Annotated in this window: 25 protein-coding genes; 11 read left to right on the forward strand and 14 right to left on the reverse strand. The window is 66.7% G+C overall.

What is annotated here, in order from left to right; all coding sequences use genetic code 11:
* Positions 1-98 precede the first annotated feature (98 nt).
* Positions 99-989, forward strand: coding sequence for a LysR family transcriptional regulator (locus tag SMD10_RS15290; protein WP_331686584.1), 891 nt, complete (start codon positions 99-101; stop codon positions 987-989).
* Between the two features lie 127 nt (positions 990-1,116).
* Here SMD10_RS15290 and SMD10_RS15295 read toward each other — a convergent pair whose 3' ends face one another.
* The 5 genes from SMD10_RS15295 to SMD10_RS15315 all read right to left on the reverse strand — a co-directional run bounded on the left by SMD10_RS15295 (position 1,117) and on the right by SMD10_RS15315 (position 7,787).
* Complete coding sequence (locus tag SMD10_RS15295; RefSeq protein ID WP_331686586.1) at positions 1,117-3,591, reverse strand: beta-glucosidase; 2,475 nt, start codon at positions 3,589-3,591, stop codon at positions 1,117-1,119.
* Between the two features lie 144 nt (positions 3,592-3,735).
* Positions 3,736-5,208 carry a M81 family metallopeptidase gene (locus tag SMD10_RS15300; RefSeq protein ID WP_331686587.1) on the reverse strand — a complete coding sequence of 491 codons (1,473 nt, stop codon included), beginning with the start codon at positions 5,206-5,208 and terminating at the stop codon, positions 3,736-3,738.
* Positions 5,209-5,218: 10 nt separating this feature from the next.
* Positions 5,219-5,587, reverse strand: a complete 369-nt coding sequence (locus tag SMD10_RS15305) for a RidA family protein (RefSeq protein ID WP_331686588.1) — start codon at positions 5,585-5,587, stop codon at positions 5,219-5,221.
* A gap of 118 nt (positions 5,588-5,705) precedes the next feature.
* Positions 5,706-6,329, reverse strand: coding sequence for a class I SAM-dependent methyltransferase (locus SMD10_RS15310; protein ID WP_331686589.1), 624 nt, complete (start codon positions 6,327-6,329; stop codon positions 5,706-5,708).
* A 3-nt stretch (positions 6,330-6,332) separates the two neighbouring features.
* Positions 6,333-7,787 (reverse strand): MFS transporter, encoded by a 1,455-nt coding sequence (locus SMD10_RS15315; RefSeq protein WP_331686590.1) that lies wholly within the window; start codon positions 7,785-7,787, stop codon positions 6,333-6,335.
* Positions 7,788-7,935: 148 nt separating this feature from the next.
* Between SMD10_RS15315 and SMD10_RS15320 the strand changes: the two genes are divergently transcribed.
* From SMD10_RS15320 to SMD10_RS15340, 5 genes are all read left to right on the forward strand, one after another.
* Positions 7,936-8,427, forward strand: a complete 492-nt coding sequence (locus tag SMD10_RS15320; RefSeq protein WP_331686591.1) for an Rrf2 family transcriptional regulator — start codon at positions 7,936-7,938, stop codon at positions 8,425-8,427.
* 107 nt (positions 8,428-8,534) lie between these two features.
* The gene (locus SMD10_RS15325) at positions 8,535-9,299 is read left to right on the forward strand and encodes an SDR family oxidoreductase (RefSeq protein ID WP_331686592.1); all 765 of its coding nucleotides are present in this window, start codon (positions 8,535-8,537) and stop codon (positions 9,297-9,299) included.
* A 262-nt stretch (positions 9,300-9,561) separates the two neighbouring features.
* On the forward strand, positions 9,562-10,623 hold the full coding sequence (locus SMD10_RS15330) for a D-TA family PLP-dependent enzyme (protein WP_331686593.1): 1,062 nt from the start codon (positions 9,562-9,564) through the stop codon (positions 10,621-10,623).
* Positions 10,624-10,647: 24 nt separating this feature from the next.
* Positions 10,648-11,136, forward strand: a complete 489-nt coding sequence (locus SMD10_RS15335) for a hypothetical protein (RefSeq protein ID WP_331686595.1) — start codon at positions 10,648-10,650, stop codon at positions 11,134-11,136.
* 205 nt (positions 11,137-11,341) lie between these two features.
* On the forward strand, positions 11,342-12,793 hold the full coding sequence (locus tag SMD10_RS15340) for a M81 family metallopeptidase (protein ID WP_331686596.1): 1,452 nt from the start codon (positions 11,342-11,344) through the stop codon (positions 12,791-12,793).
* A gap of 198 nt (positions 12,794-12,991) precedes the next feature.
* Here SMD10_RS15340 and SMD10_RS15345 read toward each other — a convergent pair whose 3' ends face one another.
* The 8 genes from SMD10_RS15345 to SMD10_RS15380 form a co-directional block, all read right to left on the reverse strand.
* Positions 12,992-14,911, reverse strand: a complete 1,920-nt coding sequence (locus SMD10_RS15345) for a beta-N-acetylhexosaminidase (RefSeq protein WP_331686598.1) — start codon at positions 14,909-14,911, stop codon at positions 12,992-12,994.
* A gap of 58 nt (positions 14,912-14,969) precedes the next feature.
* On the reverse strand, positions 14,970-15,833 hold the full coding sequence (locus tag SMD10_RS15350) for a MurR/RpiR family transcriptional regulator (protein ID WP_331686599.1): 864 nt from the start codon (positions 15,831-15,833) through the stop codon (positions 14,970-14,972).
* A gap of 125 nt (positions 15,834-15,958) precedes the next feature.
* The gene (locus tag SMD10_RS15355; RefSeq protein ID WP_331686600.1) at positions 15,959-17,137 is read right to left on the reverse strand and encodes an ABC transporter ATP-binding protein; all 1,179 of its coding nucleotides are present in this window, start codon (positions 17,135-17,137) and stop codon (positions 15,959-15,961) included.
* 101 nt (positions 17,138-17,238) lie between these two features.
* A complete protein-coding gene (locus SMD10_RS15360) occupies positions 17,239-18,447 on the reverse strand; it encodes an ABC transporter substrate-binding protein (protein WP_331686601.1) in 1,209 nt (402 codons plus the stop codon).
* 34 nt (positions 18,448-18,481) lie between these two features.
* Positions 18,482-19,339: a carbohydrate ABC transporter permease gene (locus SMD10_RS15365; RefSeq protein ID WP_331686602.1), complete on the reverse strand. Its 858-nt coding sequence runs from the start codon at positions 19,337-19,339 to the stop codon at positions 18,482-18,484.
* Positions 19,336-20,217, reverse strand: coding sequence for a carbohydrate ABC transporter permease (locus SMD10_RS15370; RefSeq protein ID WP_331686603.1), 882 nt, complete (start codon positions 20,215-20,217; stop codon positions 19,336-19,338). The genes SMD10_RS15365 and SMD10_RS15370 overlap by 4 nt, the downstream gene beginning before the upstream one ends.
* 14 nt (positions 20,218-20,231) lie before the next feature.
* On the reverse strand, positions 20,232-21,401 hold the full coding sequence (locus SMD10_RS15375) for a Gfo/Idh/MocA family protein (protein ID WP_331686611.1): 1,170 nt from the start codon (positions 21,399-21,401) through the stop codon (positions 20,232-20,234).
* Positions 21,402-21,561: 160 nt separating this feature from the next.
* Positions 21,562-22,299, reverse strand: a complete 738-nt coding sequence (locus SMD10_RS15380; protein ID WP_331686604.1) for a copper homeostasis protein CutC — start codon at positions 22,297-22,299, stop codon at positions 21,562-21,564.
* A gap of 141 nt (positions 22,300-22,440) precedes the next feature.
* Here SMD10_RS15380 and SMD10_RS15385 point away from each other — a divergent pair, with 141 nt between their 5' ends.
* From SMD10_RS15385 to SMD10_RS15405, 5 genes are all read left to right on the forward strand, one after another.
* Positions 22,441-22,788 carry an ArsR/SmtB family transcription factor gene (locus tag SMD10_RS15385; RefSeq protein WP_331686605.1) on the forward strand — a complete coding sequence of 116 codons (348 nt, stop codon included), beginning with the start codon at positions 22,441-22,443 and terminating at the stop codon, positions 22,786-22,788.
* Positions 22,785-23,198, forward strand: a complete 414-nt coding sequence (gene arsC / locus SMD10_RS15390) for an arsenate reductase (glutaredoxin) (protein ID WP_331686606.1) — start codon at positions 22,785-22,787, stop codon at positions 23,196-23,198. Before SMD10_RS15385 ends, arsC begins: the two co-directional genes overlap by 4 nt.
* Entirely contained in the window at positions 23,195-23,632 is a 438-nt protein-coding gene (arsN2, locus tag SMD10_RS15395) for an arsenic resistance N-acetyltransferase ArsN2 (protein ID WP_331686607.1), read from the forward strand. Before arsC ends, arsN2 begins: the two co-directional genes overlap by 4 nt.
* Positions 23,629-24,711, forward strand: a complete 1,083-nt coding sequence (gene arsB, locus SMD10_RS15400) for an ACR3 family arsenite efflux transporter (protein WP_331686608.1) — start codon at positions 23,629-23,631, stop codon at positions 24,709-24,711. Before arsN2 ends, arsB begins: the two co-directional genes overlap by 4 nt.
* Positions 24,712-24,839: 128 nt before the next feature.
* On the forward strand, positions 24,840-25,478 hold the full coding sequence (locus tag SMD10_RS15405; RefSeq protein WP_331686609.1) for a GNAT family N-acetyltransferase: 639 nt from the start codon (positions 24,840-24,842) through the stop codon (positions 25,476-25,478).
* Positions 25,479-25,502: 24 nt separating this feature from the next.
* Here the strand turns inward: SMD10_RS15405 and SMD10_RS15410 are convergent, their stop codons facing one another.
* The gene (locus tag SMD10_RS15410; protein WP_331686610.1) at positions 25,503-26,273 is read right to left on the reverse strand and encodes an amidohydrolase family protein; all 771 of its coding nucleotides are present in this window, start codon (positions 26,271-26,273) and stop codon (positions 25,503-25,505) included.
* Positions 26,274-26,448: the final 175 nt, after the last annotated feature.

Genomic DNA, 26,448 nt, shown 5'->3' on the forward strand with positions numbered 1-26,448 from the left:
TCTGCCGCCAGGATGCGGCAACCGTCTGAGACCTAACCGCTCCAAACCTCGAACATTAGCCATTGAACTTCGCATGGGCTTATGAGCAGCATGCAGCAATGCAAAGAGGAGAGCTCAACAATCTCTTGGCGTTCGCGGCGATCGCCCGCGAACGCAGCTTCACCCGAGCGGCGGCGCAGCTTTCCATGTCGCCATCGGCGCTCAGCCATGCGATACGCGGCCTGGAACAACGGCTCGGCGTCCGTCTCCTGGCCCGCACCACACGCAGCGTCGCGCCCACCGACGCCGGCGAACGCCTGCTTCGGTCACTGGCGCCGGCACTGGCCGAGATCGAGGACGGCCTCGCCGCCCTGGCCGATTGGCGCGAGGCGCCGTCGGGGACGGTGCGGATCACCACCTTCGCCTACGCCGCGCAGACAATTCTGGAGCCCAAACTTCCTGGCTTTCTCCTGGCCAACCCGGGCGTGAACGTCGAGGTCGACGTCGACGACAACCTGACCGACATCGTCGCGGCCGGTTTCGACGCCGGTATTCGCTTCGGCGAGGGCGTGGAAAAGGATATGATCGCCGTGCGCATCGGCCCGGACCTGCGCACCGTGCTCGTGGCAACGCCGGATTATTTCGAGCGCTATCCAAAGCCGGCGACGCCCTTCGAGCTCGATCGCCACCTCTGCGTCAACTACCGTCTCAAATCGAGCGGAGGACTTCTGCCCTGGGAGTTCGAGCACGATGGCCGTGACATCAACATTCGGCCGGACGGGTCGCTCGTCGTCAACGAACGCCATCTCGCGGCAGCGGCCGTGCGGGCGGGTGCGGGGCTTGGCTATCTGATGGAGCACGACGTCGCCGAAGACATCGCGACCGGCCGGCTTGTCCAGGTGCTCGCGGAATGGTGCCCGATGTTTCCGGGCTGCCACCTCTATCATTCAAGCCGCCGCCAAGTTCCCCCGGCGCTCAGAGCTCTCATTGCCGCGTTGAAGGAGCGCTGAAGCCCAACATCAAGTCACAAATCGCAATCGGCCGGAGGGACGGCCGGGATGGGTCTGCAAGCCATCCCGCGCGCGAAAGAAGCGGCAGTCCTGCCGAGACGTCGATCGTCGTCAGCCGCCCCACCGGCTACGGTTTCAGCTCGATCCGCGTGGTCCGGCTGATGGTCTTCGACAAAGGCAGCGTCGCCGCGTCGGTGCCGAGGCGGATCGCATAGCGGCCCGGCTCGACGACCCATTGGCGGGCTCCCCCGTCGAAATAGGCAAAGGCGCGGGCATCGAGCGCCAGCCTCACCGTCTTCGACTGGCCGGGATCGAGCGCCACCTTGGCAAAGGCCTTCAGCTCCTTCTCCGGCCGTTCCACCGTCGGGCTGTCCGGCGCGACATAAAGCTGGACCACGCAGGCGCCGGCCCGTTCGCTCGTATTCGTCACGTCGAGCGCCACGGAGACCGCGCCGTCGCTCTCGAAACGGCCGGCATCGACCGCCAGGTCCGACAGCTCGAAGCGGGCATAGCCGAGCCCGAAGCCGAAGGGGAACAGAGGCTGGATGCCGGCGCGGTCGTAATGCCGGTAGCCGATGAACAGGCCTTCGCCATAGACCACCTCGCCGTCCTCGCCCGGATAGACCTTGGGATCGTCCGTATGGGTCGGATTGTCGGCCCATCGGGCCGGGAAGCTCTGCGGCAGCCGACCCGAAGGCTCAGCCTTGCCGGTCAGCACGTCGGCGATGGCATGGCCGGCTTCCTGCCCCGGATACCAGGCTTCCAGCACGGCTGCGACGCCGTCGAGCCACGGCATCTCCACCGGTCCACCGGTCTGCAACACCACGACCGTCTTCGGATTGGCCCTGGCCACGGCCGCCACCAGGGCGTCCTGCCGGCCCGGCAGCGCGATGTCGTCGAGGTCGCTGCCCTCGGTGTCCCACTCGCCATTGCGCCCGACGCAGACGATCGCGACGTCGCACGCAGCCGCCTGTGCGGCGGCCTCGGCGATCGCTTCCTCGTCCATCGGCAGCCCGACGCCGAGGCGATAGGCGGCGATGTTGTGGATGACGTGGTCCTTGGTCGCGAATTCCATCACCATCTCGTAGGCGCGCCCCGCCTCCATCTCGACGATGCCGACGACCTCGTCGCATCCCTCTTCGAAGAAGGTGCGGCCGCGGCGCCAGCCGGTCGCGGCATCCGCGACCAGCACGCCGTCGACATAGGCCTTGGCATAGCCGGCGGCAGCCAGACCGACGCGGTAGGCCCCGCTCGCATCGGGCGTATAGGTCGCCGTCAGCCGAACCGAGAAGCGGTCCGGGTCGACCTTGCCGCCGGCGATGGCGTCGGTGAAGAAGGCGAGCGCCTCGGCCGCCGTTTCGGAATAGACCGGCTCGCCCGAGCAGTCGGTGTTGGCGAAATAGTCGACACGCAGCCGGCCCGTCAGCAGCGGTTCCCAGCGATGGTTGGTGCAGCCCGGCGCATAACGCAGACGGGGCTCGCCGAGCGCAGCAACCAGACCATCCCAGGGGCTCACCCGGTGGATGGGATTGAGCTGCGCACTGCCGCCGCCCATGATCTGGGCGGTCTTGGCGTTCGGGCCGATCACCGCAACCGTGACGCCGCCCGACAGCGGCAGCAGCGCCTCGTTCTTCAGAAGCACGCAGGCCTCGGCGCCCGCCCGCCGGATCAACTCGCGGTCCTGCGGCCGGTCCTCGGTACGCTCCTCGCGTTGTTCGAGGTCGTGCAGCGCGCCGGTGCGCGCCATGACAGTGAGGACCGCGCGGGCCCGTGCCCGGATCGTCGCATCGGACACGGCACCGGCCTTCACCGCTTCGACCAGCTTGGCGCCACGGTCGCGGGTTGGTCCGGGCATCTCCAGGTCGAGCCCGGCATTGACGGTGGGCGCGGTCGAGTGCGAGCCGAACCAGTCCGACATCGCCACGCCGTCATAGGCCCAGTCGCCATGCAGCACCTCGCCGAGCAGCCAGGGGTGCTCCGAAGTGTAGGTGCCGTCCAACCGGTTGTAGGAGGTCATGATGCCCCAGCTGCCGGCCGCCTTCACCGCCCATTCGAACGGGATCAGATAGATTTCGCGCAGGGCGCGCTCGTCGATGACCGAGGAGATGGTGGCGCGCTCGATCTCCGACTCGTTGCCGACGAAGTGCTTGACGGTCGCGCCGATGCCGTTCGCCTGCAGGCCCCTGATGTAGGCCGTCGCCAGCTCGGCGGTGAGGATCGGATCCTCCGAATAGCATTCGAAATTGCGCCCATTGGTCACCGAGCGGTGGATGTTGACGGTCGGCGCCAGCAGCATGTGGGCGCCCTTCGCCCTGGCCTGGTTGGCCAGCGCGGCGCCAACCTCCTCGACCAGTTCGACGTTCCAGGTGGCGCCGAGCGCGATGCCGGCCGGGAAGCAGGCAGACTTCACGCCGCCGAACACCGATCCGAAGCCCCGCGCGCCATTGGGGCCGTCGGTCACCCGCAACTTGCCGATATTCAGCCTCTCGATCGCCGGCAGCGACCAGGAATCCTCGCCCGACAGCAGCGAAACCTGCTCGTCCAGCGTCATCGCGTCGAGCAGCGTCTCGATCTCGGCGCTTGCGATCGTATCGTTCGGCATTGGCAATCGGCCCTCCCAGGCCCTGGATCAGCGGCCGCCTCCGCGCCATGCGCCCCGCGTCGGCAGGCCAACACCCTTCGGCTCTATCACCCTTCGGCGGGTGGGCCAATCGAAATGCCAGACCCGCCGCCGGAGGCCGACCGCTCAGGCGAAGGGATCGTCGACCCGCGGCCAGATCGGCCGTTCGAGCTTCGCATAGGCCGTGGTTCGGGGATCGCTCGGATAGGTCGACGGCGCATCGATATAGACGATCTCTGACGCCACAGGGGCAAAGCCGGCATGGAAATGGTTGGTCGACTTGACCAGGAGCACGGCCTTTGCCGACGGATCGACGCCGAGATTGGAAAAGATGTCCGGCTCGTAGGTCTGGGTGCGGCTGGTGATCAGCACCACGTCGATCTCGGTGCCGAGGATGCGTACCACCGCGGCGCGCCCGAGCGTCACCCGGCTTTCGCGGAAGCTCTGCCAGCCTTCGTCCGCCACCCGGACGACCTCCACCTCCGCGTCGATCGGCTCGCCCGACATGTCGCTGCATTTGCCGCCGAAGCGCAGCTTGATCCGCGCCCCCTCGCCGGCCGCATGGGCGAAGGACACCGCCACCGGGTCCCAGATCGCGGCGAGGCCGATCCGATCGAAGCCGCGCTCCCGCATGCGGCGCAACAGATGCGTGCCGTCGCCGGCCACGCCGCCGCCGGGATTGTCCCAGATGTCGGCGATCACCACCGGCTTGTCCGGCCGGCCATCGACCAGCGCCTCGACGTGATCGAGCCCCTCCTCGACCTTGAGGATCGGCATGGCCGTATGGCCGCGCATGGCGAACAGCTCGCGGCCCAGGCGCTCGGCCAGTTCGTCGCCGGCCGCCTTGTCGCCGTTGGTCACGACCACGATCCGCGCTCCCATCGCCGCCACGTCGCCGGCCATGAACCCATGGATGACCGAGACCGACAGCACACCGTCCCTGCCCTGCATCGCCTTGATGCGGTCGACGAAAGAGCGCATCGGCTCGCGGCTGGTTGGAAAGACGTCGATCATCCGGCAGTCGAAGGTCGAGATGACCGGCTTGATCTCGCCGCGCACGGTTCGCAGGCCGAGATCGACCAGATGCTCGCCGCGCTCGAAGAAATCGGTGTGGGGGAATTCCAGAAATGCCGCCATCACGTCGAGATTGGCCACGCGCTTGGCCGTCAGGTGCGAATGCGGGTCGAACTCGGAGGCGATCGGAACGTCGGGTCCGACGATGGCGCGCATGCGCTCCAGAAGGTCCCCCTCGGGATCGTTATAGCCTTGCGCCACCATGGCGCCATGCAGGCCCAGGATGACGCCGTCGACCGGCATCGCCGCCTGGATCTGGCCCAGGATTTCGTCGCGCAGCCCTTCATAGGTCTGGCGCTGGATCAGCCCGGCGGGCTCGGCCCAGCAGGCGGTGCCCTCCACCACCTCGAAGCCTTCCGCATGGCCACGCCGGCGCAGGATCGGCACCGGCGAGGAGCACAGCGTCGGCCAGTCCGGATGCTGGCCCGGACCGGCATAAAAGGCCGCCTCGAACGATGCCCGGTCGGTGGGCACGGGCGAAAACGTGTTGGTTTCCGTGGCGAGCGAGGCGGTGAAGATGCGCATCGAAGCCGGCCTACTCCGCCAGGGGCTTATAGGCGATCGCCTCGATCTCGACCTTGATGTCGGCCATCAGCCGCGACTCGGCCGTGGTGCGGGCCGGCGGCTCCTGCTGGAAATAGCTGGCATAGACGCGGTTGAAGCCGGAGAAGTCGCGCGCGTCGTCGAGCCAGCAGGTGGTCTTGACCACGTCCGACATCTCGGCACCGGCCAGCGCCAGGGCCGCCTTGACGTTTTCCAGCACCTGCCGGGTCTGCTGCTCGATCGTGCCGCCGACATTCTCGCCATTGGCGCCGATCGGCGTCTGTCCGGAAACGAAAATGAAGTCGCCGGCTCGCACGGCGGGTGACAGAGGAACGGCAGCCTTGCCGAAGACCTGCTTCATCGCATCTGATCCATGAGTTCGCGTTGGGGGGACGAGCGTCCCCGTTCGCCGGACATAGCACCGTGCCGGCGCGAATGCGAACAACCGTGGCTTGCCGGCGGGTGCGAACCGTCCCGGCTCAGCGGCGCGTCAACACCACGCCGATATCTAGCACCTTCGCGGTTCGGCCGTCCTGATGGCGAGCCTCACGCTCGGAACTGCCGACGAAGACCCGCTCCCAGGCCTCGGGATCGAGATCTAGCTGCTCGAACTCCTCCTCGGCCGTCGAAAAGACAGTGTTGGGATCGCTCCGCGACCAGGGCGCCACGGAGCCGTGCGTCGCGATCAGCAGCATGCCGCCCGGCGCCACGGCGGCCGCGGCACGGCGAAGGATGGCGGCGCGCGGAAACTCGACCGGCGACTGGAGATAGCAGGCCGTAACCAGATCGAACGTCCCGTCGGGAAAGCTCTGGCCGAGATCATGGCGCTCGAAGCGGATGCGGTCGGCGACGCCGGCGGTTTCCGCGTTGCTCCGCGCATAGCCGAGCGCCGTCTGCGACACGTCGACGGCCGTCACGGTCCAGCCCTGGCGGGCCAGCCAGACCGCATCGTCCCCCTTGGCGCAGCCGAGTTCGAGCGCGCGGCCGCTCGCCCGTCCCTCCACGAACCGTGTCAGGGCTGCAGACGGCCGTCCCGAACTGGTGGACGACTGCTCCTGATAACGGCGTTCCCAGAAGCGTTCCGAGGTATTCTCTTCGATCATGGATCAGGCCTTCCTGCTGATGGCGAGGGAAAGGGTCAGGACCAGCGCGATGCCGGCATAGACGGCGGCCGGATACCAGGTGGCCGTCGCGGCCGCCTCGATGAAGGCAGCGCCGGCGGCTGCGTCGCTCAAGAGCGGAGCCGGGCCGAGCGTCGCGAAGAAGATCTGGCCGACGATGGCGATGCCCAGCACCGCGCCGATCTGCTGGAAGGCTTGGAGCGCCCCCGATCCGGCGCCCGCATCCGCTGCCGAAACCGAGGCGAGCACCGACTGGAACAGGCCGGCCACCGCGATGCCCATACCCAGCCCGCCGACGAGCAGCGGCGGGACGAACCGAACCAGGTCTACCGTCTCTCCGACGTCGCGGATGGTCCGGTTCAGGAGCACCATGGCGACCGCCAGGAACAGCGCGCCGAGGGCGATGCGGCCTCGATAGAAGCGGCTGCCGAGGCGGCCGACGAACGTCGAGGCGAGCATGACGCCAAAGGGAAAGGGTGCGGTCGCCAGTCCGGACTGGAGCGGTGTCATCTGGAAGCCCGACTGGAAGAACACCGCCAGGATCAGGAAGAGCCCTGGCGCGCCGGAAAAATGCAGCGTCACCAGCGCCAGCCCCGAGAGAAAGTCGCGGTTGGCGAGCAGTCGCGCCGGCAGAAGCTGGGCCTTGCCGCGCCGTGCCCTCCTCTCTTGCCAGGAGCGGAAGAACCCAGCCAGCGCCAGCGACGCCGCCATGGCGGCGAAGCTCCACCACGGCCAGCCGAAATTGCGGCCTTCGATCAGCGGCAGGACGAGCAGCACGATCGCAGAGGCGAAGAGCGCCATTCCCATCCAGTCCGGCCGCACGTCCTCGTCGGGCGGCAAGGCGGGAACCAGCCGGATCGTGCCGATCAGAGCGGCGATGCCCAAGGGCAGATTGATGAGGAAGATCGCACGCCAGCCGAGCCCCCAGAGATCGGCGGAGATCACCGCGCCACCCAGCACCGGGCCGGCGACCGAGCCGAGGCTGGAGACCATGGCAAACAGGCCGAACACCTTGCTCTTTTCCTCCTCGGGAAAGATCACGTGCAGGATGGCGAGCACCTGCGGCACCATCATCGCGCCGGCGAGGCCCTGCACCCCGCGCGCGGCGATCAGGAAGGCGATGTCGGACGCCAGTCCGCACAGGACGGAGCTGACGGTGAAGCCGGCCAGGCCGACCGCGAAGATCCGCCGGCGACCGACCATGTCGCCGAAGCGCCCCGACGGCAACAGCCCGGCTGCGAAGGCCAGCACGTAGATCGCCGCCACCCATTCGAGTTCGGTCGACGTGGCGTCCGACCCGGCCTGGATCGCCGGCAGCGCCACGTTGACGATGGTCACGTCGACCAGGTTCATGAAGCTGGCGAGAAACAGGACCGCCGCCGCGGCCCAGCGCCCTGGCCGCGCACCGACCGCGCCGCCTGTCTCCTGCAATTGCACCATGATTTCGCCCTTTGCGGCGGCGGCCTGGCCACACACCGTTTTGTATCTTCAAATGACACATGATATTGCGGGCGTCAATCTCTTGTGCTCTCTTTTGTTACATGAGACGGCGCGCTATATCATCCTTCGATGATCGGAGACTTCGCTCATGCGCTATGACAGCCGGCTGCCCCGGGTTCTTCACGTCCTCCTCCATCTCGACCGGATGGAGGAGCCCGCGACGTCGGACCTGATGAGCAGGATGCTGGGCACCAATTCCGCCGTCGTGCGGCGGACGATGGCCGGCCTGCGCGAGAAGGGATATCTCCATTCGGTCAAGGGGCATGGCGGCGGCTGGACGCTGGCCAAGCCGCTGTCTGAGATCACGCTGCTCGGACTTTACGAAGCGCTGGGCTCGCCGACCCTGTTCGCGCTGGGTAACGCCAACGACGCTCCCACCTGCCTGATGGAACAGGCGGCCAACGACGCGACCGATACCGCCCTGGAAGCCGCCGGCATCCGATTCCGCGAGGCGCTCGCCTCCATCACCATGGCCGATCTCGCTGACGATTTCGAAGCGCGGCTGGCGCGACGGTCCGGCAGCGACCGCCCACCACCGGAGGGGCACCACGCCTGTCGATCGGCCGACAGCGCGGACTGATCCGCCGACGCGCGATCGGCGGTGGCGCGAACCGCGCGCATATTGCCTTTTGCCGCCGTCACCGCCACCCTGTCGCGACCCGTAATCGACCCACGGAGCGGACGGCAATGCAGGCTCTGGCGGACTCCCTCGTCATGGTGACCGGCGCGAGCGGCGGCATCGGTTCGGTGATCGTGGAGCGCTTCGCGGCGGCGGGTGCCCGGGTGATCCTCTGCGACAGGGATATGCAGGATCTCGAACAGGTGGCCTCCCCGGGCGTCGTCGCGCGCTGTGCCTTCGATCTCGCGGACGCCGACGCAACGCGCGAAGCGGCGGAGGCCATGGAAGCCGAGTTCGGGCCGCCCGACATCTTCGTCGGCAATGCAGGATACACACGTGCCGAAACGCTCGACCAGACGGACGAGGAGGCGTGGGCGTTCGAACTCAACGTCAATCTGAGCGGGACGCGCCATCTGACGACGCCGCTGATCGGACCGATGCGCGAGCGCGGCTCAGGCGCCTTCGTCTTCGTCGCCTCGGTGAACGCGTTGGCGCATTATGGCAACCCGGCCTATGCGGCGGCCAAGGCCGGCTTGCTGGCCTATATGCGGGCGCTCGCCGTCGAACTCGGACCGGACGGCATTCGCGCCAACGCGGTCTGTCCCGGCTCGGTCAGGACGCCCGCCTGGGACCATCGCATCGCCAAGGACCCTGCCCTGGAAGGACGCATCGCGGCGCTTTATCCGATGCAGCGCATGGTGACGCCGGCCGAAGTGGCCGAGACCGTGCTGTTTCTCGCCTCGCCGGCCGCCTCCGGCATCACCGGAGCCGCGATCCCGGTCGATGCCGGTCTTTCGGCTGGCAATCTCGCCTTCGTCAGGGCTATATCCTGAGCGACAACAGCGATACGAGCCCGCGAGGCCGATCATTCTCGAATGGTCGAAAAAGCTTCGCGATCGACCGCTCGAGCATGATGCCGGAACGTTGCGGACTTTCCTGCATCATGCGGGACCCAAAGAGACTGGAGCGACTCCTGCGATTCAACCGGAACGCAGTCCGTCCCAGAGCCACCATGCACGCCCGCTGCGCGATGGCGGACAGTCGGCCTCGCGGCCGCTGCTTCCAATTCGGCCGCCGGCCAGCGACAGGATGACGATGCCCACCATCGACGATATCGACACGCCGTCCATTTTGGTCGACCTCGACAAGGTCGAGCGCAATCTGAAGCGCGCCCAGGATTTTGCCGATGCCAACCGGCTGAAGTTGCGGCCCCACATCAAGACCCACAAGCTGGTGCGCTTCGCCCGTCGGCAGATGGAACTGGGCGCTTCCGGCATCACCTGCCAGAAGATCGGCGAGGCCGAGGTGATGGCCGATGGCGGGCTGACCGATATCTTCCTGCCCTACAACATCCTGGGGACAGCCAAGCTCGACCGGCTGCGCGCGCTGGCCGCACGCGTCGACCTCAAGGTCACGGCCGACAGCGACACCACGGTCGACGGTTATGCAGAAACCTTCGCCGATGCGCCGAAGCCTTTGGCGGTGCTGGTGGAATGCGACACCGGAGGGGGCCGCTGCGGCGTCCAGACGCTGGAGGCGGCCGTTGCGCTGGCCCGCCGCATCGCCGCCGCGCCCGGCCTCGTCTTCGGCGGCCTGATGACCTATCCGGCCAAGGACGGCACGACCGGAAGCCAGGCCTGGCTGGCCGAGGCGGTCGAGCGCCTGACTGCTGCCGGCCTGAGGCCGGAGACAGTCAGCACCGGCGGAACGCCGGGCTTCAGCCGAGCGCCCGAGGTCTCGGCGGCCACGGAATACCGGCCCGGCACCTACATCTACATGGACCGCTTCCAGGTCGACGTGGGAGCCGGCGAACTCGACGATTGCGCGCTCACCGTTCTGGCCACGGTCGTTTCCCGGCCGACCGAGAACCGCGCCGTGCTCGACACGGGATCGAAGGCGCTCACCAGCGACCTGCTCGGCCTCAGCGGCCATGGGCTGATCCTGGAATATCCCGATGCGGTGATCGCCTCGCTCAGCGAGGAGCACGCCGTGGTCGATCTGTCGGCCTGCGGCGCCAAGCCTGCGGTCGGCGAGCGCGTCCGGGTGGTGCCGAACCATTGCTGTCCCGTCTCCAACCTGTTCGACGATGTCGTGCTGGTTCAGGGGCGCGAGGTCAGCGCCATCGTTCCCGTCGACGCGCGCGGCCGCCTGCGCTGACGCTTTTTCCGGAAAGGCACGATCATGCCCGCCACCGACAATCCGTTTCCGTCCGATCCCGACCGCAAAGCGATCTGGGATATGCTGGTCAGGCGCGATATCGAGGCCTTCCTGGCTGCCGACTGGTCGATCGTCGATGGCGATTTCGCGGCCGACCGTTTCTTCGGCATGCATGCCCAGAAGTCCGATTGCCCGGACAGCTGGCGCCTGGAATTTCCCACGCTCGAAGCCTATCGCGACGAATGGCTGCGCCAGGCTGCGGCAGCGCAGGAGACACGCTATGGCGAACCGGTGCGCGAGGCGCTGTTTCGCGCGACCAACCTGCGCGACATCGACATCTCCGGCGACAGGGCGGTGGCCCACAAGAAGTTCGACGGCACGATCGCGCTCGAAGGCGGCGGCGTCGAAGTGCTCAACTGGCAGACGCTCTATTTCCTTGCTCGTCTATCGGATGAATGGAAATTGACAGGTTTCGTCGGCTACATGCCGTTTCCAATGGGAAAGCACAGCTGACCTTCAAAGGCCCATAGGCGGCGAACGACGGATCGAATCCCGGCGGCGAAGCTTCAGTAGGAACAGCAGCTTGCCGGTGATCCTTCGATCCCGATCTTGGTCGCGGACTTCTCCAGCCGTCGTCCGAGCCGGATCGAAGCGCCGGACTGCATGGCCGGATGGCTCGGCCACGGTCGTTTTCTGACACCCGGACGGGAGGTCGACAATGCGCATTGCCGTCGGTGGCCTGCACATCGAGTGCAGCAGCTACAACCCGTCGCTGACGACAGCGGCGGATTTCAGGATCCTGCGTGGCGAGGAGCTGTTGCACGCAGACGCCTTCCGCTTTCTCGGCGACTTCGACGCCGAGTTCCTGCCCACCTTCCACGCTCGTGCCGTGCCCGGCGCTCCGCTCGCCGCGGATACCTACGAGGCCTTCAAGGACGAGATTTTGCGCCGTATGGCGGAATTCGGCGAGGTCGACGGGGTCTATCTGGCGCTGCACGGCGCAGCCTTCGTCGACGGCATGGAGGATGTCGAGGGCGATCTCGTCGGCGCAGTGCGCGCGCTCGTCGGACCCGATTGCCCGATCAGCGCCAGCTACGATCTGCACGGCAACTTGTCGCAGACGGTCATCGACGGCCTCGACCTTTTCACCGCCTACCGGACGGCGCCGCATATCGACGCCGAGGAGACCATGCGCCGGGCGGTGGGGCTTCTGGTGCGGCACATCGAGAGCGGGAGGCAGGCCGGCCTGTGCTGGTGCCCGATCCCGGTTTGCCTGCCCGGCGAGCGCACCTCGACCGAGGACGAGCCGGCGCGCTCGCTCTATGCGCGCCTGCCCTCCATCGCGGCCGCCAATCCCGGCATCTGGGACGCTTCGCTGATGGTCGGCTATGTCTGGGCCGACGAGCCGCGCGTCACGGCCGCCGCGGTCTTGACCGGCACCGATCGCGCCGCGATGGAGGCGCAGGCCAGGGACCTGGCGCTCGCCTATTGGCAGGCCCGCGCCGACTTCGTCTTCGGCACCGAGACCGGCTCGATCGACGACTGCGTTCAACAGGCGCTAACGGCCACGACGAAACCCGTCGTGCTGGCCGATTCCGGCGACAATCCGACCGCCGGCGGGGCGGGCGACCGGACCGATGTGCTGGCCGCCCTGATCGCGGCCAAGGCGGACGACGTCATCCTCGCCGGCATCGCCGACCGCCCGGCGACCGAAGCGGCCTACGAGGCCGGCGTCGGTGCCGAGATCGCCGTCTCGGTCGGCGCCACCATCGCCGCCCAGGACAGCGAGCCGCTGGCCGTCACCGCGACGGTCGTGACCCTGGCGGAAACCGACGAGCCGACCGAGCGCCAGGCGGTGCTGAAGGTCGGCGGCATCCGGTTCGTCGTCACGGCGCGGCGCCGCCCGTTCCACGCCATCGCGGACTTCACCCGGCTCGGCCTCGACCCGCGCGCGGCGCGCATCGTCGTCGTCAAGTCCGGCTATCTCTCGCCGGAGCTCGCGCCGATCGCCAATCCCTCGCTGATGGCGCTGTCGCCCGGCATCGTCGACCAGGACGTCGAGCGCCTGCCGCGCGAGCGCACGAGCCGCCCGACCTACCCCTTCGACCGGGATTTCGACTTCACCCCGCAAGTGTTCTGGTCGGAGCGGGCCAATTCTGGTCAGCGATAGGTAAAAGCGCCGTCCGTTCCACTTTCGTCATCCTTGGGCTTGTCCCGAGGATCCAGAGCAACGGCCCGATCCGACCTGTGTCCCGTAGGGTCGCTTGGCGGTCTCAAGCCTGGATTCTGGGCCCGGAGGCCGAGAATGACGCCGTTCCACGGCAGAAAGGCTTGTCTCCAAGACCGCGGGGCCCGGCGTCGCCCGCCCCTACAGCGTCGGCATCATCGCCTGGATGGCGGCGAAGCGGAGCCAGCTCTTCTTGTCCTTCGGCGTCCAGGCGGCTTCCGCGATGGCGCCGAGGCGCGGAAAGACCATATGGTTGAAGCGCTCGCGCGAGGTGAGGTTCTCGCTCCAGATGCAGCCCTGTACGCCCTTCATCCTGTCCGCCAGCTCGGGCGGAAAGTCGGCGACGGCCTCATAGGTATAGGTGTGCTCCGGCGGCACGGTGCCGGCCCAGCTCGTGCCCGGCTCCAGCCAGTCGTCGGCCTGCACCATGTCGAGATAGTAGGCCTGGCCGGGCGACATCACCACGTCGTAGCCTTCCTTCGCCAGGGCGAGTCCCAATTCCGGGCGCTGCCAGGCGACGAGAAGCGTGCCTTGCGGGTCGACGCCGCCGCCATGCGAGACCTCGTCCCAGCCCGCGAGCTTTTTGTCTAGACGCGCCAGGATCTCCTTGGTGCGACGCATGAAATGCGCCTGGAGCTCGGCCGTGCCGGAGAGCCCCTTGTCCTTCATCAGCGCCTGCGCGCGGGGCGAGGCCAACCACGAGCCGTCGGCGACCTCGTCGCCGCCGATATGGACATAGGCGAAGGGAAAGAGCGACGCGACCTCCGAAAACACCGTCTCCAGGAAGGCGTAGGTGTCTTCCAGCGCGGGGTTGAGCGCATTGTTGGGATAGCCCTGGACGGAATGATAGCTGGCGGGCGTCTCCGCCGGATCGATCAGTTGCGGCAGCGCCGCCAGCACCGCAGTGCAGTGCCCCGGCACGTCGAACTCCGGCATGATGTCGATGTTCAACCGCTTGGCGGAAGCAACCAGCGCCCGGACCTCGTCCTGAGTGTAGTGGCCCGCGCTCGTCTCGGCGCCGCCACCGAGCTGCTGCACCATCGCCTCCTTCGGGCCGCGCCGCGCGCCGATCGTCGTCAGCTCGGGATAGGCCTCGATCTCCAGGCGCCAGCCCTCGTCGTCGGTCAGATGCCAATGGAATAGGTTCATCTTGTTCCAGGCGAGTATATCGACGAAGCGCTTCACCGCCTCCAAAGGGTAGACCTGCCGAGACACATCCAGATGGCAGCCGCGCCAGCCGTAGCGCGGCGCGTCGTCGATGTGCCCGTCCCGCGGGAAGGAGAAGCGATCCGGATCGCGATGCGCCGCTCCCAGCATCTGGGCGAGCGTGACGAGCGCATAATGCAGACCGGCCGGCGCGCCGCTCGTCACCGTGACGCCCTCGCCCGCGAAGGCGAGCGCATAGGCTTCGGTGCCCATCGCCGCGTCCGTATCGAAGCGGACCGGAAGGCCGCCCTCGACCCGAACCAACGTGAACGGCACACGCTCGCCCGGAAACAGCCGTTGCGCCAGCGCGCCCACCTCGCCCATCGCTGTCAGGGCCGCCCGGCTCGTGCCGTCGCCGGGATAGAGCGCGGTCGGCGCCGCCGCGAAATCGCCGAAGCGCAGCTCGCGCGGCCAGGGCAGGATCGCCGTCGGCAGATCGAGATCGCCTGTCGGCACCAGCGGGCCGGGCGCCGTCGCGATTGCGCCCTTGAGCAGCAGATCGCCGGCCGCCACGTCGACCGCCGTGCCGTCGGCCAGCGTCAGATAGGCGGTGCTGACGCCGTCGGTGCGGTGCTTAGCCCCGCGGTTCAGCCCACCGACGACGAAACGCCACGCCTCGCCCGGCGCGAGCGTCAGGCCGTCGGGTGGCGCCATCTCGTGGAAATTGGCGCAGCGCCGGAGAAGCGTCGCCCCTGTGACGGCGTCCGGCTGGGTCGCCCGGGTCAGCGACGTGTAGACGAGCCGAAAGCCGGAGAGAGGCGCCTCGCCGAGATTGACAAGGGCGAATTCGAGCTGCCCGTTGCTGCCGGACAGCGGCTGCCATTCGGCTTCGAGGCGGCAGTTGACTGCGGTCATGAGATGCTCCTGTGAGCTGACGGTCTTGTGGTGCATGGCGTCCGCGAATGCCGGCGGCTCAATCGCCGAGCGCCTCGCGGTCGTCCTTGTCGCGATAGGCCACCACCTGGTGCTTGATGCGGCGCAGACTCTCGGTCGCGCCCGTCTCGATCTTGGTGGCGGCCAGCGTGGCGACGATGTCGACCAGGCCGAGGAAGGCGAAACGCGCCGCGGTCGGCTTGAGAATGCTGACGCCCTCGACAAGGTCGATGGCCAGCACCAGATCCGCCGCCTCGGCGACCGGCGAGTTCGGCCGGGTGATGGCGATCGAGAAGACGCGATAGTCGGCAGCCGCCTGCAGGGCCCGCACCAGCGGCATGTTGCGCCCCGAGACGGACGAGACGACCAGCACGTCGCGCGGCTTGGCCGAGGCGGCGAGCATCAGCTGCATCTGGTGGTCGGTGCTGGCCGTCACCCGGAGCCCCAGACGGAACAGCCGGTTCTGGATCTCCTGGGCGATCATCGCCGAATTGCCGCCCGAGCCGAAGGCGTAGATCATGTCGGAGCGCACGATGCGCGCCACCGCCTGCTCGACCTTCTCCAGGTCGAGCGAGGCATGCATGGCATAGAGCGCCGTCTGCGCCCGGTTGACGATGTTTTCTGCGACGTCCGCCGGAGCCATGGCCAAGCCGTCCGGCTTCAGATAACGGCTGCCGACGAAGGTCGTCTGCGCCAACCGAACCTTGAAATCGGAAAAGCTCTGGCAGCCGAGCCGGCGGCAGAAGCGCGTCACCGTCGGCGGCGAGACCGCGGCGCGCGCCGCCAGTTCCGAGATCGAGGCGCCCACGGCGAAATCGGTATCGGAAAACAGGATGTCGGAGATCCGACGCTCCGCCCGGGAGAGCTGCTCCATTTCGCCCTGGAGTGTCGCCAGTATGTCCATCGGCCTCGTGCCGCTCCAGGTGATCGTTCGGCCCCGCCCAAGCGGGCGATCTCTGCTTCAGTTGCGCCCGAAAGTCGCCGATCGGCTCCTCGGTGTCGGCGACGGTGGCGCGTCGGCCTCGCGATCTAGAGCACGATCCCGGGACTGCCGGAGACGGAGGGTTGAAAGGCCCCCGTCCCCGGCATGGCGGTCACGGGCTCGCCCAGGGCCGCCGCACGCGTCAGCGCCACGCCGGTCTCGTCGAAGAGGTGGCAATGGGCGCGATCGAAGCCGATCGTCATCGGCACGTCTTCGGACAGGTCCGCCGTTCCGGGAAACAGTCCGCAATAGGCATGCTTCGACCGGTCGACCGGACCATAGGCGACCGAATGGATGCCCAGGTGCTCGACCAGATCGGGCGTAAAGGTGAGCTGCAGGTCACCGTCGCCGATGAGCGTGTGCTCGGGGCGGATGCCCAGCGTCAGCCGCTTGCCTTCAAGGCCGGGCCGGGGCTCCACCGGGATGATCGCCTCGGCCTCGCCTGCCGGCCCCCAGGCGATGGTGACGCCGGCCTCGCTTACGGCTTTGCAGGCTACCTCGATGAAATTCATCTTCGGATTGCCGATGAAGCCGGCAACGAAGAGATTGGCGGGGCGATGATAGAGCTCCAGCGGCGTTCCCACCTGCTCGATGCGGCCCGCGCTCAGGACGACGATGCGGTCGGCCATGGTCATCGCCTCGACCTGGTCGTGGGTGACGTAGATCATCGTCGCGCGCAGCTTCTTGTGCAGTTCGCGCAATTCGACGCGCATGTCCGAGCGCAGCGCGGCATCGAGATTGGACAGGGGCTCGTCGAACAGGAAGATCTTCGGCTCGCGCACGATGGCGCGCCCGATCGCGACGCGCTGGCGCTGACCGCCCGACAGCGTCCCCGGTCTCTGCTTGAGATAGTCCTCCAGCTGCAGGACACGCGCCGCGTCGTGCACCTTGGTGGCGAGCATGCCTTCTTCCATGCGCTCCACGCGCAGCGGAAAGGCGATGTTCTCGAACACGCTCATATGCGGATAGAGCGCATAGGACTGGAACACCATGGCGATGCCGCGCCGGACCGGCGGCAGATCGTTGACGCGCCGGCCGTCGATGGCGACCTCGCCGCCATCGATGGATTCGAGGCCGGCGATCATGCGCAAAAGCGTGGACTTGCCGCAGCCCGACGGACCGACGAGCACGACGAACTCGCGGTCGCGAACCTCGAGGTCGACGCCCTTGACGACCTCCTTGTCGCCGAACACCTTGCGCACGCTGGAAAGTACAAGCTGGCCCAACCGCCCTCTCCGCAATTCAAATCACCGATCTGCCATCCCGGCACAGGCCGGGAACGGCGATGCCGCCAGCTGAGGCGGCACCGCCGTCCCGTCGCGAGCGACTACTTGGCGTCCTCGATCTCGCCGGCCGCCTTCGACAGCGCATCCTTCGGCTCCGCGTCGCCGGTCACCACAGACTGGATCATGGCGATGATCGAGTCCTGGAAGGATTTATAGTCGGTGAACAGCGGCTCGGGACCGCCGTTGGAGATGCCGTCGAGGAACGGCTTCCAGGTCGGATCCTCGGAAACCAGGTCATCGACGCCGGCCACCGGCCGCAGCGGCGTCAGGCCCTGGGTCTTTTCGTAGTAGAACTGGTTTTCCTCGTTGGTCAGGTACTTGGCCAGCGAGATCGCGGCCTCCTCGACGCCGGTGCCGTCGAACACGGCCAGGCTGTCGGTGATCAGCAGCGTACCGGGACCCTGGGCGCTCGGACCGAGCGGCAGCGGCGCCACGCCCCATTCGATGCCGTCGTTGATGCGATTGCGCATCCAGGGGCCCTGCTCGAGCATGGCGATCTGGCTGTCGTTGAACAGATCGATCAATTCGTTCTGCTCGTAGGCGGTCGGGCCTTCCTCCGACACCGGCACCATCTTCTTGACGAATTCCAGCGCCTGCAGGTTTTCCGGGCTGTCCAGCGTGATGTTGCCGTCGGCGTCGATGACCGAACCGTTGTTTGTATACACCCAATGCAAATATTGGTGCATGGTGTTGTCCATGGTCTTGGCGACCAGGCCGAAGCCCTTGGCGTCCGTCTTGTCGGTCACCGTCTTGGCGTCGTCGTAGAGCTCGTCCCAGGTGGTCGGCGGGCTTTCCGGATCGAGCCCGGCTTTTTCGAACAAGCCCTTGTTCCAGAACAGCGCCTTGGTCGAGAAGGCGACGGGGATGCCCCATTGCTGCCCGTCGAAGGTGACGGTCTCGACGATGTGCGGGTAGTAGCTGCTTTTCTCCTCGTCGGTCATCGGAATGGGAACGAGCAGACCGTTGCCGGCGAGCTGTTTCAGTGTGCGCGATCCCATATAGGCCAAGGCCACGGGATCGCCGGCGATGGCCAGCGTCGTCGCCTTGTCCTGGCACTGGGCCCAGCCGATCACCTCGACGTCGACCTTGTAGTCGGGGTTCTGCTCCTCCCACTGCTTGATGAAGTCGGGATAGCCGTCGGCGATCGCGTCGCCGCACTGGATCATCTTTACCGTCTCCTGCGCCTGGGCGAAGGAGGTGGCGGCGATCAAGGCCAGCGCGGCGCCGGCAAATGGGTAAGCTGCTCTCATTCTCAACACCTCTCGTTGTAGGCCTGGTCGAAGGTCAGTGTTTCACGGCGCCGGCGGTGATGCCGGCGACGAGATAGCGCTGCAGGAAGACGAACACGACGAGCACCGGCAGGATGCCGATGAAACTCGCCGCCATGAGCTGGTTCCAGATCACCTCCTGGCGGCCGAAGAAGGCGAACAGCCCGACGGCCAGCGGCATGTATTCCGTCTTCGAATTGAAGGTCAGCGCGAAGACGAACTGCTGGGCATAGGCGCCGATGAAGGTGGCGATCGCCACCACCACGATGCCGGGCGCCGCGAGCGGCAGGACGACGCGGCGGAACGCGTAGAAGCGGCTGGCGCCGTCCACCCAGGCGGCCTCGTCGAGCTCGCGCGGGATGCGCCGCATGTAGGTGTGGAGCAGCCAGATGCCGGACGGGATGAGGAAGGCGATGCCCGGCACGATCATCGCCAGATAGGTGTTCAACAGCCCGAGCGCGCGCAGCATCCGATAGAGCGGGATCAGCAGAACGGCGCCGGAGAACATGTTGATTGCCAGGAAGCCGCCGAGCATCGAGCCCGAGCCGGGAAAGCGGAAGCGGGCGAAGGCATAGGCGGCCGGCACGACGATCAGCAGAACGACGACGGTGATCGCCGCGGAGATCAGGATCGAATTGACGATGTAGCGGCCGAGCATCGGGACGTGGTCCCACATGTCGACATAGGCCTGGAAGGAGCCCTCCTCCGGCCAGAACCTGTAGGGGCTGGAGAACAGATGCGTGAGCGGCTTGAGCGAGACCAGGAAGCCCTCGACGAAAGGCGCGAGCACGAAGGTCAGAAAGAGGAGGATGCCGGCATAGACCCCGATCACCTCGTACCAGCGATAGCGGTAGATCATCGGCCGCTGGTTCATTCGGCGTCCCCCGAAATCCGCCTGAGAATACGGAAATAGAAGAAGGTGAAGACCGACAGGAACAGGCAGATCAACACGGCGCGGGCGGAGCCTTCGCCGTACTTATAGTTGCCGATGCCGGCCTTGTAGGTGTCGATGATCATCGTCATCGTCGCGTCGTTCGGTCCGCCGCGGGTCAGGATCCAGATGATGTCGAAGGAGTTGAAGGTCGCGATCAGCGAAAGGATCGACATGGTGATCATCGCCGGCGCGATCAGCGGCAGGGTGATGCGGCGAAACCGGTACCAGCGCCCGGCGCCGTCGGTCCAGGCGGCCTCGTAGAGGTCCTGCGGCACGGACTGTACGGCGGCCAGCAGATAGAGCGTCACCAGCGGCACGCCGATCCACACATCGGTGACGATCGTCGCCCAGAAGGCCGTGGTGCCGTAGGCGAGGAACGGAATGGGACCGTCGGACAGGCCGACATTCTGCAGGACGCCGGAGATCATGCCGAACTGGCCGTTGTACATCCAGCCCCACATGAAGATGCCGATCGCCATCGGCACCACCCAGGGCGGCATGGTGAGCACGCGGAACACCGCGCGGCCGGGAACGGCGGCGTTCAGCATCACCGCGCCGAACGTGCCGATGATCATCTTGATCAGCACGGAGAAGAACGTCCACACGAAGGTGCGCATCACTACCGTGCCGAAATCGTCGTGGAAGATCTTCACGTAGTTGTCCCAACCGACCCATTTGACCTTGGGGCCGAGCGAGGCGTTGGTGAACGACAGGTGGATGGTGTCGACGAGGGGGTAGGCGACGATCGCCAGGACGTAGAGCAGCGCCGGAGCGAGCAGCATCAGCGCAAACAGCGTGGTGTCGCGCGTCGAGGTCATGCCCCCTCCTGCCCTCATGGCGCGCCGCCTCCCCCGGTCAGTCCATAGCTGTCGAAGCGCTGCCAGGTCGGCGCCATCTCGATAACCTGGCGGCGTGCCCGCGCCTCGTCCATCTTGATCGCCGTCAGCCCGGCCGCCAATCCGTCGACGATCGACACCGGCAGCGGCTTGCCGTCGATGACGTGGGCGAAGATGTCGCCAATCATCTGCTCGTCGGCGCCGTAATGCACCGAGAGCGGTGAGGCCTCGTAGGACTTGTCGATCAGCTTGTTGGCCGTGTGCGCATCGTGCACGCGGAAGAAGTTGCGCACGAAGTCGCCCTCCGCCATGCCGCGCGACCCGACCACGCAGAAGCGGCGAAACTCGTCGGGAACGTTCAGATTGGTGTGGAAGGACAGCGTCTCGCCGCCTTCGAATTCCACCATCGCCATCTGATAGTCGATGATGTCGCCATCGCTGTCGAACACCTTCTCGGTGCCCATCCAGCCGCTCGGCTTGCGATAATAGACCTCCAGATCGTTGATCCCGCGAAGAGCCGGCGAGTTCTCCGGCACGAAGGTGCGCCGGCCGCCGAAGCTGGAGATTCGCGTCGGCCGTCCTCCCACCAGTCCCTGATAGAGGTCGATGTCGTGGCAGCACTTCTCCAGCATGAAGCCGCCCGACCAGCCGCCGGCGCGTCGCCAGTCGCGCATGAAAAAGGCGCCGTGATAGGGCGCGATGTGTTCGGAGGCCTCGATCGAGGTGATCTTGCCGAGCGTACCGTCGCGATGGACGGCGACGAGATCGCGGTAGAGCGGCGCGTAGCGCAGCACCAGCCCGATCATCACCTGATCGCGCCCACCGCTCCGGGCCAAGAGGTCGAGCAGCTCGAAGGTCTGCTCTTCGGTGGTCACGACCGGCTTTTCGGAGAAGATCTTCAGGCCGAACTCAAGCCCGGTACGGATGTGGTCGAGATGCAGATGATTGGGGGAGCCGACCATCAAAAGGTCGGGTTTCTCGGCGGCGACCAGCGCCTCGATGGTCTCATAGGACGGGCCGGAGGCGATGCCCTTTTTCTGAAGCAGGGGAAGTCCGGCCGGCGCTGGATCGACATAGCCGACGACGCGGGCGTCGGGCACAATTTCGCTCATCACCTGGGCGAGGTAGCCGAGCCTGTAGCCGAGCCCGACGATGCCGATCTTCATGCGCAACCACCAACCCGGCGCCTTGAAAATGATTTTCATACTGACTGCACATCAGCGAGGCAGTCAAGCTGGTTGGTGAATTTTATGCCACAACCATGAAAGTCGATTTCAACCGGATGCGCGTAGTTCTCGTGCTGCGAGAGCGGCTACGCTGTCGCATTCACTCGCAAAGGCGATCCAGCCGGCCTTTCATGTCACGGACCACCGCCGCGCTCGTTCGCTTGGATGGCGTCGCCGGGGCAAAGCCAAATCGCACGAGATCGGCGTTTTCCTCTCCATCGACCGCACCGCAGGAGGCGTGCACCTGACGCACGCCGGTCGCGTCGACGATCTGGGCCACATTGTCCGGCGTGATGCCGCTGCCCGGCAAGATCGCGATCCGCCCCGCCGCATGCGCCCGCAGTTGTTGGAGCAGAGGCAGTCCCTTCACGGCCGTCGTCTGCTGGCCGGAGGTGAGGATGCGATCGAAGCCGAGGGCGACCGCCTGGTCGAGGGCTTCGAAGGGATCGGGGGTCAGATCGAAGACCCGATGCAGACAGGCCTCCAACGGCCCGGCCGCCTCGCGAAGACGCGCAAGCACCGCACCGTCCAGCGCGCCGTCGGGCCGCGCAGCGCCGAGCACCACGCCCTGAAGCCCGAGCGAACGTGCCGTCTCGATATCGGCGAACATGACGTCGACCTCGTCGGGCGTGAAGACGAAGCTGCCGACACGCGGCCGGATCATCGCGGCCGTCGGCGTCCCGCTCGCCGCAGCCAGCCGCATCAGGCCGACGCTCGGCGTCAACCCGCCCAGCGCCAGGGCCGAGCAGAGCTCGACGCGGTCGGCACCCCCGTCTCGCGCGGCGAACAATCCCGCCGGATCGTCGACGCAGACTTCAAGCAGGACAGGCGCGCTCATGGGTTCTCCGCAACAAGACCGAAGGGACCTCGGTCGACCGAGGCGCCGTAGACCTCTCACTTTCGCGATCGCCTGCCAATCGCCAAAACGACTGCTCGATACCGCTTGCAATTATCCAATCTTATTTGGATAATTGCATCCATGAAGGATGAAACCGCCGTCGCCGCCCTTGCGGCCCTCGCCCATGCCGATCGTCTGGCGGCCTTTCGTCTGCTGGTGAAGGCCGGACCTAACGGCCTGCCCTCCGGCGAGATCGCCGATACGCTGGCGATTCCGCCGACGCGGATGAGCTTTCACCTCGCGACGCTGGAGCGCGCCGGCCTTCTCGCCTCGCGACGCGACGGGCGGCGCATCCTCTATGCCGCGCGATACGACGAAATGCGTGGGCTTCTCGCGTTCCTCACCGAGGACTGCTGCAACGGTCGCCCGGAAATCTGCGGCGACATCGCCCGCCTCGTTTCTCCCTGCGATCAGGAGGTCTGCTCGTGACCGTCACGATCTATCACAACCCCGCCTGCGGCACATCGCGCAACGTGCTCGCGATGATCCGCCAGTCCGGCGAGGAGCCGGAGGTGATCGAATATCTGAAGACGCCGCCTTCGCGCGAACGGCTGGTGGACCTGCTCGACCTGATGACGATCGCGCCGCGCGATCTCCTGCGCCGGAAGGGCACCCCCTATGACGAACTCGGCCTCGATGATCCATCGCTCTCCGACGACCAGCTGATCGATGCGATGATCGCCCATCCGATCCTGATCAACCGGCCGATCGTGGTGACCGACAAGGGCGCCAAACTCTGCCGCCCCTCCGAGCAGGTGCTGGCGCTTCTGGAGCATCCGATTGCATCGTTCACCAAGGAGGATGGCGAGGTGGTCGGCACGTCGGAGCCGTCCGCGTGAACCTGACGGCAACGCCTGTCGTACCCGATGCGGCCCTGGTGACGCTGCTTGCCGCCGAGGGCCTGCCGACCGAGGACGTTCACGACGCCGGCCGCATCTTCCTGCGCTTCACCGACGAAACGGGCGAGGTCGTGGGGGTCGGCGGCTACGAACCGCTCGGAGAGAACGCCCTGCTGCGCTCCGTGGTGGTCGTCGCCAACCATCGCGGAGGCGGTCTCGGCCGCCGCATCATCGAGGCGCTCCTGCGACGCGCCGCCAGCGACGGCGTTCGCGACGCCTACGCCCTGACGACCGATCGAAAATCCTTTCTGGCCCGCCTCGGCTTCCAGCCCATCGCCCGCACGGCCGCCCCGACGACGGTGCTCGAAACCCGGCAGGCGAAAACGCTCTGCGCCGCTTCCGCCATTCTCTGGCATAGGACAGTCGAAGCATGACCCCCCTGCGCCCGGCCTCGCGCCTGTCCTTTCTCGACCGCTATCTGACGCTGTGGATCTTTGCGGCGATGGCGCTCGGCATCGCGCTCGGGAGCTTCGTCGACGGCCTGCCCCAGGCGATGGAGGCGCTGTCGGTCGGCACCACCAACGTCCCGATCGCCATCGGCCTGATCCTGATGATGTATCCGCCGCTCGCCCGCGTGCGCTACGACGCCTTGCACGAGATCTTCGCCGACAAGCGCATCCTGGCGATTTCGCTGATCCAGAACTGGATCATCGGCCCGGTCCTGATGTTCGTGCTGGCGGTGATCTTCCTCTCCGACCGTCCGGATTACATGACCGGCCTGATCCTGATCGGGCTTGCCCGCTGCATTGCCATGGTGCTGGTCTGGAACCAGCTCGCGCGCGGCGACAACCAGTACGTCGCCGGTCTTGTCGCCTTCAACTCGATCTTCCAGATCCTGTTCTTCTCGACCTATGCCTGGATCTTCCTCTCCGTCTTGCCGCCGCTCTTCGGTCTTCAGGGCAGCGTCGTCGACGTCGGCTTCTGGACCATCACGCAGGCGGTGCTGATCTATCTCGGCATCCCGTTCGCCGCAGGATATCTGACGCGCAGGATCCTGATCGGCCGGAAAGGAAGTGCCTGGTACGAGAGAGAATTCCTGCCGAGGATCGGGCCGGTCACCCTCGCCGCCCTACTCTTCACCATCGTCGCCATGTTCAGCCTGAAGGGCGGCGACGTCGTGCGCCTGCCGCTGGACGTGCTGCGGATCGCCGTACCGCTGGTCATCTATTTCGTCGTGCAGTTCCTCGTGAGCTTCGCCATGGGCCGGTTGATCGCGGCGGACTATCCGCGCACCACGGCCGTCGCCTTCACCGCGGCCGGCAACAATTTCGAACTGGCGATCGCGGTGGCGGTCGCCGCCTTCGGCCTCGCCTCGCCCGTGGCGTTTGCGGCGGTCATCGGCCCGCTGGTCGAGGTACCGGTGCTGGTCCTCCTCGTCCACGCGGCGCTGCGCCTCGGCGGCATTTGGTTTTCCGACGACGAGGCCGGGAAAGCGGCACAGCCCGCCAAATAGCTGTTGATCTGGCCCATGTCGCCTGCCGCCGCGGTTTCGATCCGTATCCGGACGGCGGCGTTCTCGCCTATAGTGCGGCTCGGCCTTCTCTCGACCGGGGCCGATCAATCGAGGCAGAGGACACGCTCATGACCGTGGATTTTGGCGACGGATACCGGCTTCGCCGCGCGACAGACGACGACCATCCGGCGCTGCTCGACATCTGCCTGAAGACCGGCGACGCCGGCGAGGACGCGACGGCGTCGCAGGACGATCCGACGCTGCTCGGCAACCTCTACGCCGTGCCCTATCAGGTGCTGGAGCCCGACTTCGCCTTCGTCCTCGACGGCCCGGAGGGCGTCGTCGGCTATGTGCTCGGCGCGCCCGACAGCAACGAGTTCTACGCCCGCATGGAAAGCGAATGGCTGGAGCCGATGCGCCAGGACGTTCGCGATCCCGGCCCCGACGAAAGCCAATGGCGGGGCAGCGACGCCTTCCGCCGCACCGTGCATCATCCGGGATACGCGTTTCCCGAAGCGCTCGCGCCTTATCCCTCGCACGGCCACATCGACCTGCTGCCCCAGGCCCAGGGCAAAGGCCTCGGCACCCGGATGCTGAGGCATCTGATGCAGGAGCTGGCAGCCGCCGGCTCGCCGGGCATCCATCTCGGCGTCCTGCCCAGCAATGGGCGGGCGCTGACCTTCTATGAGAAGCGGCTCGGCTTCGAACCGCTCGCCGCGCCCGGCCTGCCCAGCCACTGCATCTATATGGTTCGATCGCTGCCTTGAGCGATCGGAACACCGGTCGAATGCCTACAGCGAAGATCCCGGACGCGCCGGTCCCAGCAATCGGGGCGCCGGGCGATCGAAGGTCTGCCGGCCGTTCTTGAAACCGGCGACCGGTGGCGCGATCTCGCGCACGGCCGAAGCCGGATCAGCGGCATCGAGAACCACGAGATCAGCGGCCTCTCCGACGGCGAGCCTCGCCGTCATGCCGATGACCTCCGCCGCCCGGCTCGTCACCATATCGAAGGCGAGCGCCAATTCGTCGTCGGAGGCCAGTTGCGCGACGTTGGCATAGAGATTCGCCATACGGATCAGCGAGGCATCGCCATAGGGCGTGAACGGATTGAGGATGTTGTTGCTGGCGATCGCCGTGCGCACGCCGCGCGCGGCCAGGCGATCGGCGCGAGCGACGCCGCGCGGCACAAGCCGGTCGGCCTCCCGGCCGTTGAGAAAGAGATCGGTCGCCGGCAGAACCACGACGGCGATGCCGGCGTCGGCGAGAAGGTCGGCCATGCGATCCGCCTCCTCCGGCGCCATGGCCGCCAGCTTGGTGGCATGGCCGACGCTGACGCGACCCTGGAGCCCCCGCGTCTTGGTCGCCGACGCCAAAGCCGGCAGATGGGAACCCAGCGGATCGAGATCGAAATCGATGTGGAAGTCGGCCGGCACGCCGAAGCGCTCCGCCAGATCGAGGATCAGATCGATATGCCGGACCGGCTCGGGATCGGTATAGGGACAGCCGCCGACGCTGGTCGCTCCGTTGGACAACGCCTCCCGAAGGAGGTCGTGGGTCGCCATCTCCTGCGTTAGAGCGGGATGGCTATAGGCGGAATCGGGCTGGGATTCCCTGGGGGCTGGAAATGTGATTCACCATACGGGCTGGAGTTGGAGGCCAGCACGGATGGCGCGACCCTATTCGATGGATTTGCGAGCTCGGGTGGTTTCGGCGGTGCTGGAGGGCGGTCTGTCGCGC

Origin of the sequence: Consotaella aegiceratis (assembly GCF_036541425.1) — a bacterium.
GTDB classification, from domain to species: Bacteria; Pseudomonadota; Alphaproteobacteria; order Rhizobiales; family Rhizobiaceae; genus Consotaella; species Consotaella aegiceratis.